Raw genomic sequence first — 16074 nt, forward strand, 5'->3', positions numbered from 1 at the left:
CTTTGCTCGCTTTCTAAATATTTAAATATAGAAATCAATTATTTCTATATCATCAAAAGTGTCATAATCTAAGTCATAAATAAATGATATCTCAAAAGTACCATCTATTTCCGATGACTCATATTCAAATTCTGGATCTTCAGGTTCTTCGTAGAAAGGATTCTTGGTAACAATATTAAAGTCTATATTCACATCAATGCTTGCTATACACTTAATTTCATAAAAGTCATCTTCAAACGTGTATTTTTCAATCTCCACTTCTGTAATAGTTACGTATTCAAATTCTCCCCAACCTAAATCACCATACTTATTTTCAAAATCCATGTTTGGAAGTTCTGTTTTTAAGTATTCCTCTATTACATCACTAATTTCATAATCATTTTCTACAATTTTTAATAATTCAGAAATATCTGTGACTTTTCGCCTTTTAATTACGGAGGGTCTATTGTTTACTGATTGAGAAGATGCTCTCACAAAAGGTTTTACTACATCGTCGTTATTTAAAGAAGTAGATACTATTTTAGCAAAATCGAGTAATGTATCACTAATAGATTTAAATACTCGAGATGGTACTTCCTCTTGTGAGAAGTGTTTCATGAATTCCAGTTCATCCATTAAATAAAAATCTGCCCCAGTCTCATTTTTCATTTCCTCTATAAGTTCAATTCTTGGACCGATAATCTGATATTTCTCCTTACCATTTCCATCTTTTCCAACACAAACTTTATGGTTTAAATCGGTTTTACTATCCCGTTTACCATCAGAGGTCACAAAAATTACATTTTTGATTTTATCTTCCTTTGCTTTGATAATTATATCCTTCCAAATAATTAAATCTCCAAACTTCTGTTGGTACTTTATACCATTATAACTTCTTGATAATTTTTTATTAGCATCATTAAAACCAGGTGGTATCTCATTTTTATATCTTTCATCTCCTTCCTTTTCAATATTTATAATCGTATTTTGTTCATATCGCTCTCCTGTTTTACTTTGTATAATTTCAACCAATGCATTAAAAATATTAGTTTGGTTCTTACTTATTGAGGAAATCTTCTCAACTAATTTATTTTCTATATCAAGTTCTTTTGAGTTCAGTAAATCTGACAAATAAGTGATCAATTCTTTATTATCTTTATCATTTCTATACGAAAGACCTGAAAATAGTGTTTTTGCTGCTTCCGACTTCACTTTATTCCAATTCTTGCTAAAATTATTTTTAAATTTTGTTACGTTGACTTCATTTAATAATAACGCTTCAGATTTATGAAAGTGAAATTCTAAAGCTACAAGATATGGAATATAAATTTTATCTTGAATACTTTGAATTATCTCAAAATATTCTTTTGATGCTTCTGGTGTAAATCTAAATACATTAAGCAATGAGTTGGTATCAAACACAATAATTGTATTCTCACTTGTCATATTTTCTTTATTAAATGGTTCTCTGTAAAAACCATAAAATTCTTCTTTATAGTTCATCTTTTTCCTTTCTTTCCTACCCCAACGTTCTCACTTTGAGCATCATATCACGGATCTGAGCTGCTAGTTCAAAGTCAAGTACTTCGACGGCTTCTTGCATTTGTTTTTCGAGTTTTTTGACGAGTTCTTTGCGTTCTTGTTTATTGAGGCTATTGATATCGACTTCCTTGTCCTCTTCCTTGGCAACTGCCTTGGTTACAGCGATTAGATCACGGATTTCTTTTGAATTTTCCGACGGCGGACCGTTTCATCGATGGCACTTTGCATAGACTGAGTCATCGTGTCCGCATTCATGATAACATGTCCTTCGCTATTACGGGCCGCACGACCAATGGTCTGGATGAGACCGCGTTCGTTACGAAGGAAACTTTCCTTGTCAGCATCTAGAATAGCACCAATCTCACTTCGGGAACGTCAATCCCTTCACGGAGCAGGTTAATACCGACCAGTTGGGGATTCTGAATCGTTAGACCAGTTTCTTCATAAATCTCACGAATGACAGACTCAGCAAAGGCCTCGCCATTCTCAACATGTCCTCCTGGAAAGGCATAGCCAGACCAGCGATTGTTTTCGAGTGAACGATACTGCATCACCACGCGCTGGGTTTCGAGGTCTTCAATCAGACAGATATTGGTTAAAATAGTTGCTTGGGCACGGGACATAGATTTGCTCGCTTTCTAAGTTATTAAAATGTATCTTCGTTGTATTTTACTTCTGACTTCATGATAAAGGGATTGATCAATTCATGATGGTCATAAGTAGTACGGGCCAAAAAACCTCTAGCAATGATGATTTCCTTATCTTCTATACGATAGTCTATATTGATAGGGACGGCTGGATCCGAGATAACTGATAAAACAAAGAATGCTGCAAACCAAAGATAAAGTGCCACTAATCCACTAAATAATTGAAAAATGAGGTGATACCATTGAAAATCTCTTGTTCTATAAAAGATTCTCCAGGGATGGATTAGGAAGGTTAAACAAAGAATGAAAAACCAACTATTCCACAAAATCGGCGTAAAAGATAGTCCAAAAACCAGCAACACCAAATGAAGAACCACAAAGGTCAGCAAAGCCAAATAAAGTGTCTTAAACGAAATTAACTTAGTTAGATTTTCTTTTGTCATGATTATTCCTCTTTTTGTCCTTATATTTCAAAATGACCATTAATATCGCTGGAATGATGAAAAAGATCAGATAGGTAGCAATTGGAAGCCAGATGTAGTGATAATCGATAGATAATAGGGAAGGAATTTTTTTAACATTTCTCCCTTTCACCCCAACAAGTAAGTGGAGGAGAAAAATAGGTCCGTTTATGAATAGAAAAGTTTTTAAAAATCCTTGTACTGAAGCCTTATTGCTAAAACCATCTCTAAAAATACCTTGATAGAATGTGTGCACCAAAAAGACAAAATTCATAATAATTGGCAAGAGATAGGACATTTCTTGATATGATTTCGGGATAAGTGACGTCCCGAACAATACATACATGATACCAAAAATAGATAATAATATTATACCACCATCCATAAAAGAAGCAATCTTTGAATGTCTTTCCTGCCACAATTGGACGTGAGCTATCAAAGAATACTTTTTATGGATTTTTCTCATTTGTCTGTTCTGTTGTTTGATCTTCTTTTGTCTCTTAGTCTTTCGTTCCATTTACGCCTCCTTCTGCTCTTTTCTATCCGTATAATCAAAAGCAAAATGCCCAGCCCCAAGAAAAAGAAAAAGAGATAACTTACAATAGGGACCCAGACATATGCTGGATCCATAGAAATTATGGGAGGGAAATTCGTTGACTTACGACGTCCTAGCCAATTCAGACCTACCAAGAGATGAAAGGGAAAAAGAAGACCATTAAACCCAATAAATCCCCATGAAAAGTAACGCCATTTCTGAAGTTTATCACTACTAAAACGAAAGACAAGGAAATAGGTTGATAAGATCAGAAGGATAAGATTGAAGCTTAAGGGGGAAAGATAGTTTATGTTCGGTAATAGGTAACTAATGTAAGAGGCGGCAAGAAATGATACAAACATAGATCCAAATAACACACTCGTATCCAAAAGTTGAGCAATCCTTCTGTGCCTTTCCATCCAAAGAAAAATCCTATTAGTCCAAGAAGACTTTTCTTTTGTCTTGTACTTCATTTGTCTACTCATCTTCATTTTCATCTACTCCTTTTTTTGAACCTTTAGAGAGAAAGAAGATTGCCAAAGTTAACATCAAGACTAGAAGGTAGACGACAATAGGAAACCAGATATAGGATGACTCCAGTGAAAACAAAGGTGAGAGAACGACTCTTCCTCTTTTTCTCACACCAATCAGTTGAAAAATGAAGCTAAGGATATTGATATAAATAAAGGGTTCACAAAATCTTTTAAGGGTCCTTTCTTTTTTAGTTTTCATTGACAAAAAGAGAGCATAGAACCTATTACCCAAGATAAAAAGATTCAATTGCAAGGGAAATAAAAGCTCTCTGTACCGAAAATCAGCTGGAATGCTCTTGTTCTGTGATGTTGTAAATTCTATAACTAGGAACAAGCTGATATAAAAGGTAATATCAAGCATAAATTTGAAAAATCGATGCCCTTGTAACCAAAAACGAACAGAATCTAAGCTCGATGACTTCTTATAATTCTTCTCTTTCAAATTCATAATAACTTCCCTCTATTTAAAATATAATCTAAAATGTAAAGGTGGTATGGGTTCAAAGTTAAATTTTAAGATTTAAAATTTTTCAATTAAGTTTGCATTTTCTATTTTAATCTCACTAAATTCTCTCAAACCACCTTCTGCTTTATGTCATCCTCAACTTAACGATAAGGGATCTTTGAACTTTCTATTTCTATATCAGGATTGGCAAGTTTGAGGTAAGGAGCAATATAGTCTGCATCCGTAATTTTGGGACCTAGGATAACTTTTGAGTATTTCAGAGGAAGTAAATTGATATATACAAATAAATCATATCTGCCATTATCTTTTGGGCTTAATACAATATACTTCCTAAAATCATTATAGTTAACCTTGTCAAAAATCTCTAATCCAATTTCTTCCTTCTTCAAGCTAAAATCATTATAGTTGACTTTATCAAAAACTTCTAACCCAATTTCTTCTTTCTTCAAGTATTTCTCATGTGAATTAGTATCTCTATTAATAATATTTTGTATCGCTGTATCATCTAAATTAATTAAAATACGATACTCCATTTCATACTCATAGTCTTTAACTTTAAAAAGGTATGAAATCTTCTTCAATTTCTCAGCAAAACTTTTTAATTCTTTTTCAGCTTCCAGCTCTTTCAATTTTTCAAATATCTGTTTTAAATTATCAAGAGATTTACCAACATCTGTTTCATCTTTATTCTCTGACATTAAATCTAAATAATGAACTTTAACAAACTCTATCGATTTATGAGCAACGATATGTTCAAGATAAGACATATCATATTCAAGGAATGCTCCCTGAGAGGAATCAGCATACTCCTTCCACATAGGTAAACTATCAGAAACTATAGTTAAGGAAGATATAAACACATTAGAAGTTTGATATTGTTGGAAAAACGTATTATCTATACCCAAATAATCATATATTACTCTTCCTTCCATTGGGTCATTTAACTGTTTTAGATTAGTAAGTCGTAAAAATGGAGGTTGAGTTTCAGAATTATTTTCATTTTTCCAGTCAGCTTTTATGAGAAAATTTGTTAAAGTATCAATCTTAGTATAATGTCCAAAGGAACCAATTTCTTTCAACTCATTTGCATCAACTGTCAATTTAGAGCGTATATAGTATATAATCTTATCCGCTTGTTTTAAAAGTTGATTAGCTTCCGATGACTGGATGAATTCTGAATCACTTTGCTCATTTAAATAATCATTATCATACTTCTCAATTAACTTAATAGCTTGGTTGCAGATGATATCCGAATCATTTTCTTCTGCTATCTTTCGAACAACATCAATCGAATCTTTAATTACAACATTAAAGTGTCTTGATACAAAATCCAAATATTTCCCAACATAATCAGATTGAGGGTTATTGATATAATAGTTATTTATTATCTTTAAGTGCTCAAATTGAAAAAGTGAAACAACCTCATCTAATCGGAAATACGCATATATAGCATCTTCAAAACCATTATTTTCAAATATAAATCTGATCAATGATTCATATTTCCTCTTAAAATAGATTCTTCTATCTTCTGGTAAACTATTTTGGTTAAATAATTGATAAAAAACTGTAAGTATGCTAGGAGCGAGTAATTTAGCTTCCTCAAAACCATCATCTAACACTAATTCAAGAATTCTTAAAAAATAACTTCCATCTTCAAACAATATAGAATATTCTTCATATTCCTTTGTAAAAAATAAATATCTATACAAAACAATAAAATATTCAAAATTTTCAAACCAATCAAATAACTGGACATTATTTAATAATATTTTATTTAGTGCAACTAATATATTTTTTGCTGTAGTCTTACCTATTTTTTCTATTAAATTCATACAAACATACAAGACAATTCCAGCATATTTTAATTGTTTTTCTTCAGATAACTTTAAATATTGATTACAAAAATTTTCAAGTTCGTATTTCAGTTTATTTTCGTCCAAGGAACCAAAATGATTCTCTAATTCAGATTCACTAAATTTACCTGTAAAATAATGTAAATTTGCCATTTCATCTCCTACTAACACCCTAATCCAACGCCTTCACTTCCAGCATCATATCGCGGATCTGAGCTGCGAGTTCAAAGTCAAGCACTTCGACAGCTTCTTGCATTTGTTTTTCCAGTTTTTTGACGAGTTCCTTGCGCTCTTGTTTGTTGAGGCTATTGATATCGACTTCCTTATCCTCTTCTTTAGAAACTGCCTTGGTTACGGAGATTAGGTCACGAATTTCTTTCTTAATGGTTTGTGGAACGATACCATGCTCTTCATTATAAGCCATCTGGATTTTCCGACGACGGGCCGTTTCATCAATGGCACGTTGCATAGACTGAGTCATCGTGTCCGCATACATGATGACATGCCCTTCGCTGTTACGAGCAGCACGACCAATGGTCTGGATTAAGCCACGTTCGTTACGAAGGAAACCTTCCTTGTCAGCATCGAGAATAGCAACCAAGCTTACCTCGGGAACGTCAATCCCTTCGCGGAGCAGGTTGATTCCGACCAAGACATCAAAAACACCCAAACGTAGGTCACGGATAATCTCCGTCCGCTCCAAGGTCTTAATGTCCGAGTGCATGTACTTAACCTTGATGCCCATTTCCTTGAAGTAGTCGGTTAAGTCTTCTGCCATTTTTTTGGTCAAGGTTGTAATAAAGGTTCGTTCATTCTTTTCAACACGGGCATTGATTTCACCTAGGAGGTCATCAATCTGTCCCATAGTTGGACGAACTTCCACCTCTGGGTCTAGAAGTCCTGTCGGACGAATGATTTGCTCAATCACTGTCTCGGTCTGTTCATTTTCATAGTCACCTGGTGTCGCTGAAACATAAACAATCTGGTGAACATGACTTTCAAACTCTTCCCGACGGAGAGGACGATTGTCCAAGGCAGAAGGCAAACGGAAACCATAATTGACCAACATTTCCTTACGTGAACGGTCTCCATTGTACATGCCCTTAATCTGCCCCATGGTCATGTGACTTTCATCAATCATGATTAAGAAATCATCTGGGAAGAAATCAAGAAGCGTATAAGGAGGCTCTCCTTCACTACGACCATCCATGTGGCGTGAGTAGTTCTCAACCCCATTTGTATACCCCATCTCACGCAGCATTTCAATATCATACTCTGTGCGCTGTTTCAAACGCTGGGCTTCTAGCAGTTTGCCTTCCTTTTCAAAGACAGCCAACTGCTCCTCCAACTCTGCCTGAATCTTAGCAATCGCAACCTCCATGTGGTCATCATTGGTCACAAAGTGAGTGGCAGGGAAAATCGCCAAATGATCCACTTCTCCCAATACCTGACCTGTCAAAGCCTCAACTTCACGGATACGGTCGATTTCGTCTCCGAAAAATTCTACTCTAAAAGCGTGTTCATCACGAGAAGCTGGGAAAATCTCCACCACATCTCCGCGAACGCGAAATCTTCCCCGTTGGAAATCAATATCATTGCGTTCAAACTGTATATCTACCAAGTCATTCAAGAGTTTATCACGAGAAATCTCCAGACCTGGACGGAGACTAACGACGCTATCAGAATATTCCTTGGGCGAACCCAAACCATAGATACAAGAGACAGAAGCCACTACGATGACATCATTGCGCTCCAGAAGGGCTGAAGTCGCCGAGTGACGGAGCTTGTCAATCTCGTCATTGACCGAGCTATCCTTCTCTATATAGGTATCACTAGAAGGGACATAGGCCTCAGGTTGATAATAATCATAGTACGATACGAAGTACTCAACAGCATTTTCAGGGAAAAATTCCTTGAACTCCCCATAGAGCTGACCAGCCAGAGTCTTATTGTGGGCAATAACCAAAGTTGGTTTATTGACTTTGGAAATGACCTGACTCATGGTATAGGTCTTCCCTGTACCCGTCGCCCCCATCAGAATCTGAGCCTTCTCTCCACCCTCGATATTATCGACCAACTGCTCAATCGCTTGTGGTTGATCTCCTGAAGGTTGGTATTTTGATACTAGTTTAAATTTATTATCTGTAATTCGATTTATCATGATCGCCTCATCTTCATTTTTCTATCCTTCTATTTTACCATAAATTTACTTTTCAGACTCCTCTCTAAGTTGATAAGAGCGAGTATTTCATGTTACATTTCCTTACATAAATTTCATAAAATTTGCCTTTTCATTCATTTTCTGATATAATGGGAAAATATTCGGAAAAGGAGACTAAAAATGAAGAAAAAAATACTAGCATGTTTGCTCATTTTATTTCCCATTTTCTCACTAGGTATGGCAAAAGCTGATACTGTTAAGATTGTGTCTGATACAGCTTACGCACCTTTTGAGTTTAAAGATTCAGATCAAACCTATAAAGGGATTGATGTTGATATTATCAATAAAGTCGCAGAAATCAAAGGATGGAACATCCAAATGTCTTATCCTGGCTTTGATGCAGCTGTAAATGCGGTGCAGTCAGGTCAAGCAGATGCTATTATGGCAGGTATGACAAAAACAAAAGAACGTGAAAATGTCTTTACCATGTCTGATACCTATTATGATACAAAAGTTGTCATTGCTACCACAAAGTCAAATAAAATCACCAAATATGAGGAACTTAGCGGGAAAACAGTTGGAGTTAAGAACGGAACTGCCGCTCAACGTTTCCTCGAAAGTATCAAAGATAAATACGGTTTCTCTATCAAAACCTTTGATACAGGTGATTTGATGAATAACAGTCTAAGTGCTGGTGCTGTAAATGCCATCATGGATGATAAACCTGTTATCGAGTATGCGATTAACCAAGGACAAGATCTCAGCATCAATATGGATGGTGAGGCTGTTGGAAGCTTTGCCTTTGGTGTCAAGAAAGGGAGCAAGTATGAACACTTGGTTACCGAGTTTAACGAAGCCCTAGCACAAATGAAGAAAGATGGTAGCTTGGAGCAAATCATCCAAAAGTGGACGGCTTCTAAAACTACGGCAAGCCCAACGACAACTACTGCTGCTGGACAAAAAGCTACTCCTGTGAAAAGCAAGTACATTATTGCCAGCGATTCATCTTTCGCCCCGTTCGTCTTTCAAAATTCAAGCAATCAATACACCGGTATTGATATGGACCTCATCAAGGCCATTGCCAAAGACCAAGGTTTTGAAATTGAGATTACCAACCCAGGATTTGACGCAGCCATCAGTGCTGTTCAAGCTGGACAAGCAGATGGTATCATTGCTGGTATGTCTGTAACAGATGCCCGTAAGGAAACCTTCGACTTCTCAGAATCATACTACACTGCAAATACGATTCTTGGTGTGAAAGAATCAAGCACAATTGCTTCTTATGAAGACCTCAAGGATAAAACTGTCGGTGTTAAAAACGGAACTGCTTCTCAAACGTTCCTTACTGAAAATCAAAGCAAATACGGCTATAAGATTAAAACCTTTGCAGATGGCGCTTCTATGTATGACAGTCTGAATACTGGATCTATTGATGCCGTGATGGACGATGAGCCAGTTCTCAAATATTCTATCAGTCAAGGGCAAAAATTGAAAACACCAATCGCTGGAACTCCAATTGGAGAAACAGCCTTTGCAGTTAAAAAAGGTACTAATCCAGAATTGATCCAGATGTTCAATAATGGACTTGCGAACCTCAAAGCTAACGGAGAATTCCAAAAGATTCTTGACAAGTATCTCGCTAGCGAATCTTCATCTGACTCTACAAGTACAGTTGACGAAACTACTATCTGGGGCTTGCTTCAAAACAACTACAAACAACTCCTTAGTGGTCTTGGAATCACTCTTGCTCTAGCGCTTATTTCATTTGCAATTGCCATTGTCATCGGTATTATCTTCGGTATGTTTAGCGTCAGCCCATACAAATCTCTTCGTCTGATCTCTGAGATTTTCGTTGACGTTATCCGTGGTATTCCATTGATGATTCTTGCAGCCTTCATTTTCTGGGGTATTCCAAACTTCATCGAGTCGATTACTGGCCAACAAAGTCCAATCAATGACTTTGTAGCTGGTACTATTGCCCTCTCACTCAATGCGGCAGCTTATATCGCTGAAATTGTTCGTGGTGGGATTCAAGCTGTTCCAGTTGGGCAAATGGAAGCCAGTCGCAGTCTTGGTATCTCTTATGGAAAAACCATGCGTAAGATTATCTTGCCACAAGCGACTAAATTGATGTTGCCAAACTTCGTCAACCAGTTCGTTATCGCTCTTAAAGATACAACCATCGTATCTGCTATCGGTCTGGTTGAACTCTTCCAAACTGGTAAGATCATCATAGCCCGTAACTACCAAAGTTTCAAGATGTATGCAATCCTTGCTATCTTCTATCTTGTAATTATCACGCTTTTGACTAGACTAGCGAAACGCTTAGAAAAGAGGATTCGTTAATGGCAAAACTAAAAATTGATGTAAATGATTTGCATAAGTATTATGGAAAAAACGAAGTTTTAAAAGGAATTACAACTAAATTCTATGAAGGAGATGTTGTCTGCATCATCGGTCCTTCTGGTTCTGGTAAATCCACTTTCCTCCGTAGCCTTAACCTTCTCGAGGAGGTAACGAGTGGCCACATCACAGTGAATGGTTATGATTTGACTGAAAAATCAACCAATGTCGACCATGTTCGTGAAAACGTGGGAATGGTCTTCCAACATTTCAACCTCTTCCCTCACATGTCAGTCCTAGAAAATATCACTTTTGCACCTATTGAACACAAACGAATGACCAAAGAAGAAGCTGAGAAATTGGGGATGGAGTTGCTGGAGAAAGTCGGTCTTGCAGACAAAGCTAATGCTAACCCAGATAGCCTATCAGGTGGTCAAAAACAGCGTGTAGCTATCGCTCGTGGACTTGCCATGAATCCTGATATCATGCTCTTTGATGAGCCAACTTCCGCTCTGGACCCTGAGATGGTTGGAGATGTACTGAATGTTATGAAGGAATTGGCAGAGCAAGGTATGACCATGATTATCGTAACCCATGAGATGGGATTTGCTCGTCAGGTGGCTAACCGTGTTATCTTTACGGCTGATGGTGAATTCCTGGAAGATGGAACTCCAGATCAAATCTTCGATAACCCACAACACCCTCGTCTAAAAGAGTTCTTGGACAAGGTCTTAAATGTATAAAACAAAACTGTAAGGTTCTCCTTACAGTTTTTTAATTGCGTATTGGATTTTTTGTTTTTTTTGAAAATTATGATAAAATAAAAACTATGATAATGAGGAAATCTCATCCCTAGTCCAACTAGGAAAAAATATAGAAATTAGGTAGCTAGATGTCATCAAAGGTTATTGTTACAATTTTCGGTGCGAGTGGAGATTTAGCTAAACGCAAACTCTACCCTTCCCTTTTCAGACTCTATAAATCAGGCAATCTCTCTGAGCATTTTGCTGTTATCGGAACAGCTCGTAGACCTTGGAGTAAGGAATATTTTGAATCTGTAGTTGTCGAATCCATCCTTGATTTGGCAGATAGTACCGAGCAAGCCCAAGAATTTGCTAGCCACTTCTACTATCAAAGCCATGATGTGAACGATACGGAACATTACATTGCTTTGCGCCAATTACAAGCTGAGCTTAACGAAAAATACCAAGCTGAACACAATAAGCTCTTCTTCTTGTCTATGGCACCTCAGTTCTTTGGAACTATTGCCAAGCACCTCAAATCTGAAAACATTGTTGATGGCAAAGGTTTTGAGCGCTTGATCGTTGAGAAACCATTTGGTACAGACTACGAAACAGCTAGCAAACTCAATGAAGATCTCCTTGCAGCCTTTGATGAGGAGCAAATCTACCGTATTGACCATTACCTAGGTAAAGAGATGATTCAGAGTATCTTTGCTGTTCGTTTTGCCAACATGATCTTTGAGAATGTTTGGAATCGCGAACACATCGATAATGTTCAGATTACCTTTGCGGAACGCTTGGGTGTAGAAGAACGCGGTGGCTACTATGATCAATCTGGTGCCCTTCGTGATATGGTGCAAAATCATACTCTTCAACTCCTCTCTCTTCTAGCCATGGACAAACCAGCTAGCTTTACAAAGGATGAGATTCGTGCTGAAAAGATAAAGGTCTTTAAAAACCTCTATCATCCAACTGAGGAAGAATTGAAGGAACAGTTTATCCGTGGTCAATATCGCTCTGGTAAAATCGATGGCATGAAATACATTTCCTATCGTAGCGAGCCAAACGTCGATCCTGAATCTACAACAGAAACTTTCGCATCTGGCGCCTTCTTTGTAGACAGCGATCGTTTCCGTGGTGTTCCCTTCTTCTTCCGTACAGGGAAACGTCTGACTGAAAAAGGGACTCATGTCAATATCGTCTTTAAGCAAATGGACTCTATCTTTGGAGAACCGTTAGCGCCAAATATCTTGACCATCTACATCCAACCAACAGAAGGTTTCTCTCTCAGCCTTAACGGTAAAGAAGTTGGAGAAGAGTTCAAACTTGCACCTAATTCGCTTGACTACAGAACTGATGCGACTGCAACAGGTGCTTCACCAGATCCTTATGAAAAGCTAATCTACGATGTATTGAATAACGATTCAACTAACTTTAGCCACTGGGATGAGGTAAGTGCTTCTTGGAAATTGATTGACCGTATCGAAAAGCTCTGGGCTCAAAATGAAGTTCCGCTCCACGACTACAAGTCCGGAAGCATGGGACCACAAGCAAGCTTTGACTTACTAGAGAAGTTTGGAGCAAAATGGACTTGGCAACCCGATATCGCCTATCGTGAAGATGGCCGTTTAGAATAGCAAAAATATCCTGCAAGATTGACTTGCAGGATATTTATTTTGTATTAAATCAAGCCTTCTAAGAGACCCTTCATAAAGTTTTCTGAGTTAAATTCCCCGATATCATCGATTTTTTCACCGAAACCAATCAATTTTACAGGGATATTGAGTTCTTCTCGAATAGCTAGTACAACACCACCTCGGGCAGTTCCGTCAATTTTTGTCAAAACAATTCCAGTCAATGGTGTTATCTTAGAAAATTCCTTAGCTTGTACCAAGGCATTCTGTCCAGTTGACGCATCAAGGGCAAGGAAGGTTTCATGAGGTGCTTCTGGAACGACACGCTTGATAATGCGACCAATCTTTTCCAACTCAGCCATAAGGTTGTCCTTGTTTTGCAGACGACCTGCTGTATCAATCATAAGGATATCAATCCCTTCAGCTACAGCACGTTCCATCCCATCAAAGACCACACTTGCTGGATCAGCCTTTTCTGGCCCTGTCACAACAGGAACATCCACACGACGACCCCATTCAGCTAGCTGAGCCACTGCACCCGCACGGAAGGTATCTGCCGCAACTAGCATGACTTTCTTGCCAGCTTGTTTGTAGCGATGAGCCAATTTCCCGATAGAAGTTGTTTTCCCAACGCCATTGACTCCGACAAAGAGCATGACAGTCAAACCATCTTGAAAATGGATTTGTTCATCGTAGTTGCCATCCTTCTCATAGAGTTCAACCAATTTCTCGATAATGACTCGACGGAGTGCGTCAGGCTTCTTAGCATTTTCGAGTTTGGCTTCATAACGTAGTTCTTCTGTTAAGTTTGAAGCGACCTGCACACCGACGTCGCTCATGATGAGCAGTTCTTCCAATTCTTCGAAGAATTCTTCATCGACAGAACGGAAGTTGGCAAAGAAGGCATTCAAACGAGCACCGAATCCTGTACGGGTTTTCTTGAGACTGCGGTCATATTTTTCCTGTACAGTTTCTTCAACCTGAGGAAGTTCTTCTTCTACTACTTCAGAAGCTAACCCTTCTTCGAACTCTACAGTTTCTTGGCTCTCTTCTTTTAGAATTTCTTCCGGCTCTTGGAATCGTTCCAGTTCATCAGATTCTGGCTCAAGCTCTTCCTGAGCAGTTTCCTCAACTGCTTCTGGTTCAATCACTTCTTCTGTCAAGACCTGAGGAAGTTCTTCTTGAGCAAGAGTTGCTTCCACTTTGTCCCTTGCTGTCTCTTCCTGACTTGTTTCTTCGACTGCCGTTTGGTTTTCTTCAACCTCTTCTGACAAATCAAGATTTTCCAGAGCTTCTTTAACAATATCTTCGATTTTCGGCTCTTCTTTTTTCCCGAATAGACGGTCAAATAATCCCATATTTTAGTTCTCCTTTAGCACGTATTCTTCGATAGCCCAGGCAACGGCTTCCTCGTCGTTGGTCATCGGGGTAATGACATTGGCAACTGCCTTAACCGCTGGAACTGCATTTTGCATGGCAACTCCCAGACCTGCCCACTCAATCATAGAAAGGTCATTGGCCTCGTCCCCACAAGCCATGACCTGGCTTTGGTCGATTCCTAGGTGTTTAATTAATTTCGCTAAACCTGTTGCCTTGTGGACGTTTTTCGGTGACCATTCCAATAAGAGTTCACGCGATTTGAAGATTTCGTATTGGTCAAACAATTCAGGAGAAATCTGTTTAATCGCTGCATCCAAGGGTTCTTGGGCAAAGGCAGTCACGCATTTATTATACGTTATCTGACTAGATAACTCTTCAAAAGCGACTGGTACGAAAGTCAGAGCTGGATTAAACTTAGCATAGAGACTTTCTTGGTCCGACTGGATTTGATAGACTGTTCCTTCTGAAATAGCATCTAACGGTAATCCGAGTTTTTCAGTTTCCTCGTACAAGCGTGCCACATCGTCGATTGAAAAGACTGTTTTATCTAGAATCTCCCCCGTATTTTTCTGCACCAGACCACCATTAAAGGTGATGGTGTACTCGTCCTCTTGACCGTCAGTCCCTAGCTCATGGAGAAAGAAATCCATAGCCTTCAAAGGACGACCTGTTGTCAGAACGACCTTGATGCCACGGTCACGCGCAACTTTGAGGACCGCCTTGGTACGATCTGTTAGCTTTTTATCCGTTGTCAGCAAGGTGCCATCCAAGTCCAATGCAATCAATTTAATATCTGCCATTACAAGCCCTCCATATAAGCCATCACTGACTGGTCCTTATGGTGGCCAATCACTGTCTCTGCTAATTCTAAAATCTCTGGTCGCGCATTTTCAGGAGCGATTGGGTGCCCCACAACCTGCATCATGTGAAGGTCATTGAGATTATCGCCAAACGCCATGACCTGATCCATGGTTAGACCAAGTTTTTTTGCCAGCTCAACAATAGCCACACCCTTATCAACATAGTCTAATACAATATCGATGGATTCAAAACCAGTTGTCATAGCTTTCACACCAGGAACATTTTCATTTACCCAAGCCTCACCAGCTTCTATCGTATCTTCTGTGAAGTTAGTGGTGAATTTAAAAATCTCATCCGTGATCTCTTCCAAACGTGCTATTTTTTGAATATTTTCATTGTAGTGACTACTTAACTTAAGATAAGTTTCATCCACTGTGTCCAAAACATAACAAGCTTTTTTCCCAGTCAGTAGCATTTTTCTTTCATCAAAATAGGGCGATTTCTTTAAAGCTTCAAAAGTGTTCAAGTAAAAGTCGCGAGGCATAGTAGCCTCATACATATCCTCACCATGAAACTCAACATAGCTCCCATTTTCAGCTATAAAAATCACTTTATCACGTACATCCGCAAACAGCTTTTTCAGGGACAGAATACCGCGACCTGAAGCCACTGCAAAATAAATCCCCTTTTCCTTGTAGGAAACAAGTACGTTTTTGAGGCGTTCCATATCAAACCGACCCTCTCCATCTAGAAAGGTTCCATCCATATCGGTTGCTACAAGTTTAATCATAAAATCCTTCATACTCCAATTGATAAATCTACCTTCTATTATACCATAGATAAGCTAAAAAAGGACTTATACAGTAGGATTGGCAACTGTATTGCCGTGCTTTTTCGGTAAAGTCGAAAAGGGCTTAAAAATTAGAATCGTGGAACTTTTTTCAGATGGTTTAAAAAGTTTGTATTCCACTATTCTTTTCTCTATAATGGAGAGAA

General features: G+C 38.2%; 12 protein-coding genes and 2 pseudogenes. 3 read left to right on the forward strand and 11 right to left on the reverse strand.

Annotated features, from left to right (window positions below):
* Positions 1-21 precede the first annotated feature (21 nt).
* The 8 genes and pseudogenes from GMD4S_RS00800 to uvrB form a co-directional block, all read right to left on the reverse strand.
* Positions 22-1482: a PIN-like domain-containing protein gene (locus GMD4S_RS00800; RefSeq protein WP_001106842.1), complete on the reverse strand. Its 1461-nt coding sequence runs from the start codon at positions 1480-1482 to the stop codon at positions 22-24.
* A gap of 16 nt (positions 1483-1498) precedes the next feature.
* Positions 1499-1931 (reverse strand): annotated as a pseudogene (locus tag GMD4S_RS13955) (UvrB/UvrC motif-containing protein); the annotation flags it as partial.
* A pseudogene (locus GMD4S_RS13470) lies at positions 1920-2144 on the reverse strand (NUDIX domain-containing protein); the annotation flags it as partial. The pseudogenes GMD4S_RS13470 and GMD4S_RS13955, both read right to left, overlap by 12 nt.
* 23 nt (positions 2145-2167) lie before the next feature.
* Positions 2168-2611: a hypothetical protein gene (locus GMD4S_RS00815; RefSeq protein WP_000159691.1), complete on the reverse strand. Its 444-nt coding sequence runs from the start codon at positions 2609-2611 to the stop codon at positions 2168-2170.
* Positions 2589-3146, reverse strand: coding sequence for a hypothetical protein (locus tag GMD4S_RS00820; RefSeq protein WP_000440206.1), 558 nt, complete (start codon positions 3144-3146; stop codon positions 2589-2591). Before GMD4S_RS00820 ends, GMD4S_RS00815 begins: the two co-directional genes overlap by 23 nt.
* A gap of 495 nt (positions 3147-3641) precedes the next feature.
* Positions 3642-4145 carry a hypothetical protein gene (locus GMD4S_RS00830; RefSeq protein WP_001049350.1) on the reverse strand — a complete coding sequence of 168 codons (504 nt, stop codon included), beginning with the start codon at positions 4143-4145 and terminating at the stop codon, positions 3642-3644.
* 158 nt (positions 4146-4303) lie between these two features.
* Positions 4304-6169: a DUF2971 domain-containing protein gene (locus GMD4S_RS00835; RefSeq protein ID WP_001284940.1), complete on the reverse strand. Its 1866-nt coding sequence runs from the start codon at positions 6167-6169 to the stop codon at positions 4304-4306.
* A 19-nt stretch (positions 6170-6188) separates the two neighbouring features.
* On the reverse strand, positions 6189-8177 hold the full coding sequence (gene uvrB / locus GMD4S_RS00840; protein WP_000610414.1) for an excinuclease ABC subunit UvrB: 1989 nt from the start codon (positions 8175-8177) through the stop codon (positions 6189-6191).
* 180 nt (positions 8178-8357) lie between these two features.
* Between uvrB and GMD4S_RS00845 the strand changes: the two genes are divergently transcribed.
* From GMD4S_RS00845 to zwf, 3 genes are all read left to right on the forward strand, one after another.
* Positions 8358-10523 (forward strand): ABC transporter substrate-binding protein/permease, encoded by a 2166-nt coding sequence (locus tag GMD4S_RS00845; RefSeq protein WP_000726967.1) that lies wholly within the window; start codon positions 8358-8360, stop codon positions 10521-10523.
* Positions 10523-11263 carry an amino acid ABC transporter ATP-binding protein gene (locus GMD4S_RS00850; protein ID WP_001096337.1) on the forward strand — a complete coding sequence of 247 codons (741 nt, stop codon included), beginning with the start codon at positions 10523-10525 and terminating at the stop codon, positions 11261-11263. The genes GMD4S_RS00845 and GMD4S_RS00850 overlap by 1 nt, the downstream gene beginning before the upstream one ends.
* Before the next feature lie 149 nt (positions 11264-11412).
* Entirely contained in the window at positions 11413-12900 is a 1488-nt protein-coding gene (gene zwf / locus GMD4S_RS00855; RefSeq protein ID WP_000096108.1) for a glucose-6-phosphate dehydrogenase, read from the forward strand.
* A gap of 44 nt (positions 12901-12944) precedes the next feature.
* On the opposite strand, the gene ftsY is transcribed toward zwf, so the two are convergent.
* The 3 genes from ftsY to GMD4S_RS00870 are packed head-to-tail and all read right to left on the reverse strand — an operon-like array spanning position 12945 to position 15868.
* Positions 12945-14255 carry a signal recognition particle-docking protein FtsY gene (ftsY, locus tag GMD4S_RS00860; protein ID WP_000522283.1) on the reverse strand — a complete coding sequence of 437 codons (1311 nt, stop codon included), beginning with the start codon at positions 14253-14255 and terminating at the stop codon, positions 12945-12947.
* A gap of 3 nt (positions 14256-14258) precedes the next feature.
* Entirely contained in the window at positions 14259-15077 is an 819-nt protein-coding gene (locus GMD4S_RS00865) for a Cof-type HAD-IIB family hydrolase (protein ID WP_000763423.1), read from the reverse strand.
* Positions 15077-15868: a Cof-type HAD-IIB family hydrolase gene (locus tag GMD4S_RS00870; RefSeq protein ID WP_000594109.1), complete on the reverse strand. Its 792-nt coding sequence runs from the start codon at positions 15866-15868 to the stop codon at positions 15077-15079. Before GMD4S_RS00870 ends, GMD4S_RS00865 begins: the two co-directional genes overlap by 1 nt.
* Positions 15869-16074 lie beyond the last annotated feature (206 nt).

Source organism: Streptococcus sp. GMD4S (assembly GCF_000296955.1).

What these genes read in the sequence shown, in the direction of transcription:
- GMD4S_RS00800 (WP_001106842.1), bottom strand. Translation starts at nt 1,482, where the DNA reads ATGAACTATAAAGAAGAATTTTATGGTTTTTACAGAGAACCATTTAAT.
- GMD4S_RS00815 (WP_000159691.1), bottom strand. Translation starts at nt 2,611, where the DNA reads ATGACAAAAGAAAATCTAACTAAGTTAATTTCGTTTAAGACACTTTAT.
- GMD4S_RS00820 (WP_000440206.1), bottom strand. Translation starts at nt 3,146, where the DNA reads ATGGAACGAAAGACTAAGAGACAAAAGAAGATCAAACAACAGAACAGA.
- GMD4S_RS00830 (WP_001049350.1), bottom strand. Translation starts at nt 4,145, where the DNA reads ATGAATTTGAAAGAGAAGAATTATAAGAAGTCATCGAGCTTAGATTCT.
- GMD4S_RS00835 (WP_001284940.1), bottom strand. Translation starts at nt 6,169, where the DNA reads ATGGCAAATTTACATTATTTTACAGGTAAATTTAGTGAATCTGAATTA.
- uvrB (WP_000610414.1), bottom strand. Translation starts at nt 8,177, where the DNA reads ATGATAAATCGAATTACAGATAATAAATTTAAACTAGTATCAAAATAC.
- GMD4S_RS00845 (WP_000726967.1), top strand. Translation starts at nt 8,358, where the DNA reads ATGAAGAAAAAAATACTAGCATGTTTGCTCATTTTATTTCCCATTTTC.
- GMD4S_RS00850 (WP_001096337.1), top strand. Translation starts at nt 10,523, where the DNA reads ATGGCAAAACTAAAAATTGATGTAAATGATTTGCATAAGTATTATGGA.
- zwf (WP_000096108.1), top strand. Translation starts at nt 11,413, where the DNA reads ATGTCATCAAAGGTTATTGTTACAATTTTCGGTGCGAGTGGAGATTTA.
- ftsY (WP_000522283.1), bottom strand. Translation starts at nt 14,255, where the DNA reads ATGGGATTATTTGACCGTCTATTCGGGAAAAAAGAAGAGCCGAAAATC.
- GMD4S_RS00865 (WP_000763423.1), bottom strand. Translation starts at nt 15,077, where the DNA reads ATGGCAGATATTAAATTGATTGCATTGGACTTGGATGGCACCTTGCTG.
- GMD4S_RS00870 (WP_000594109.1), bottom strand. Translation starts at nt 15,868, where the DNA reads ATGATTAAACTTGTAGCAACCGATATGGATGGAACCTTTCTAGATGGA.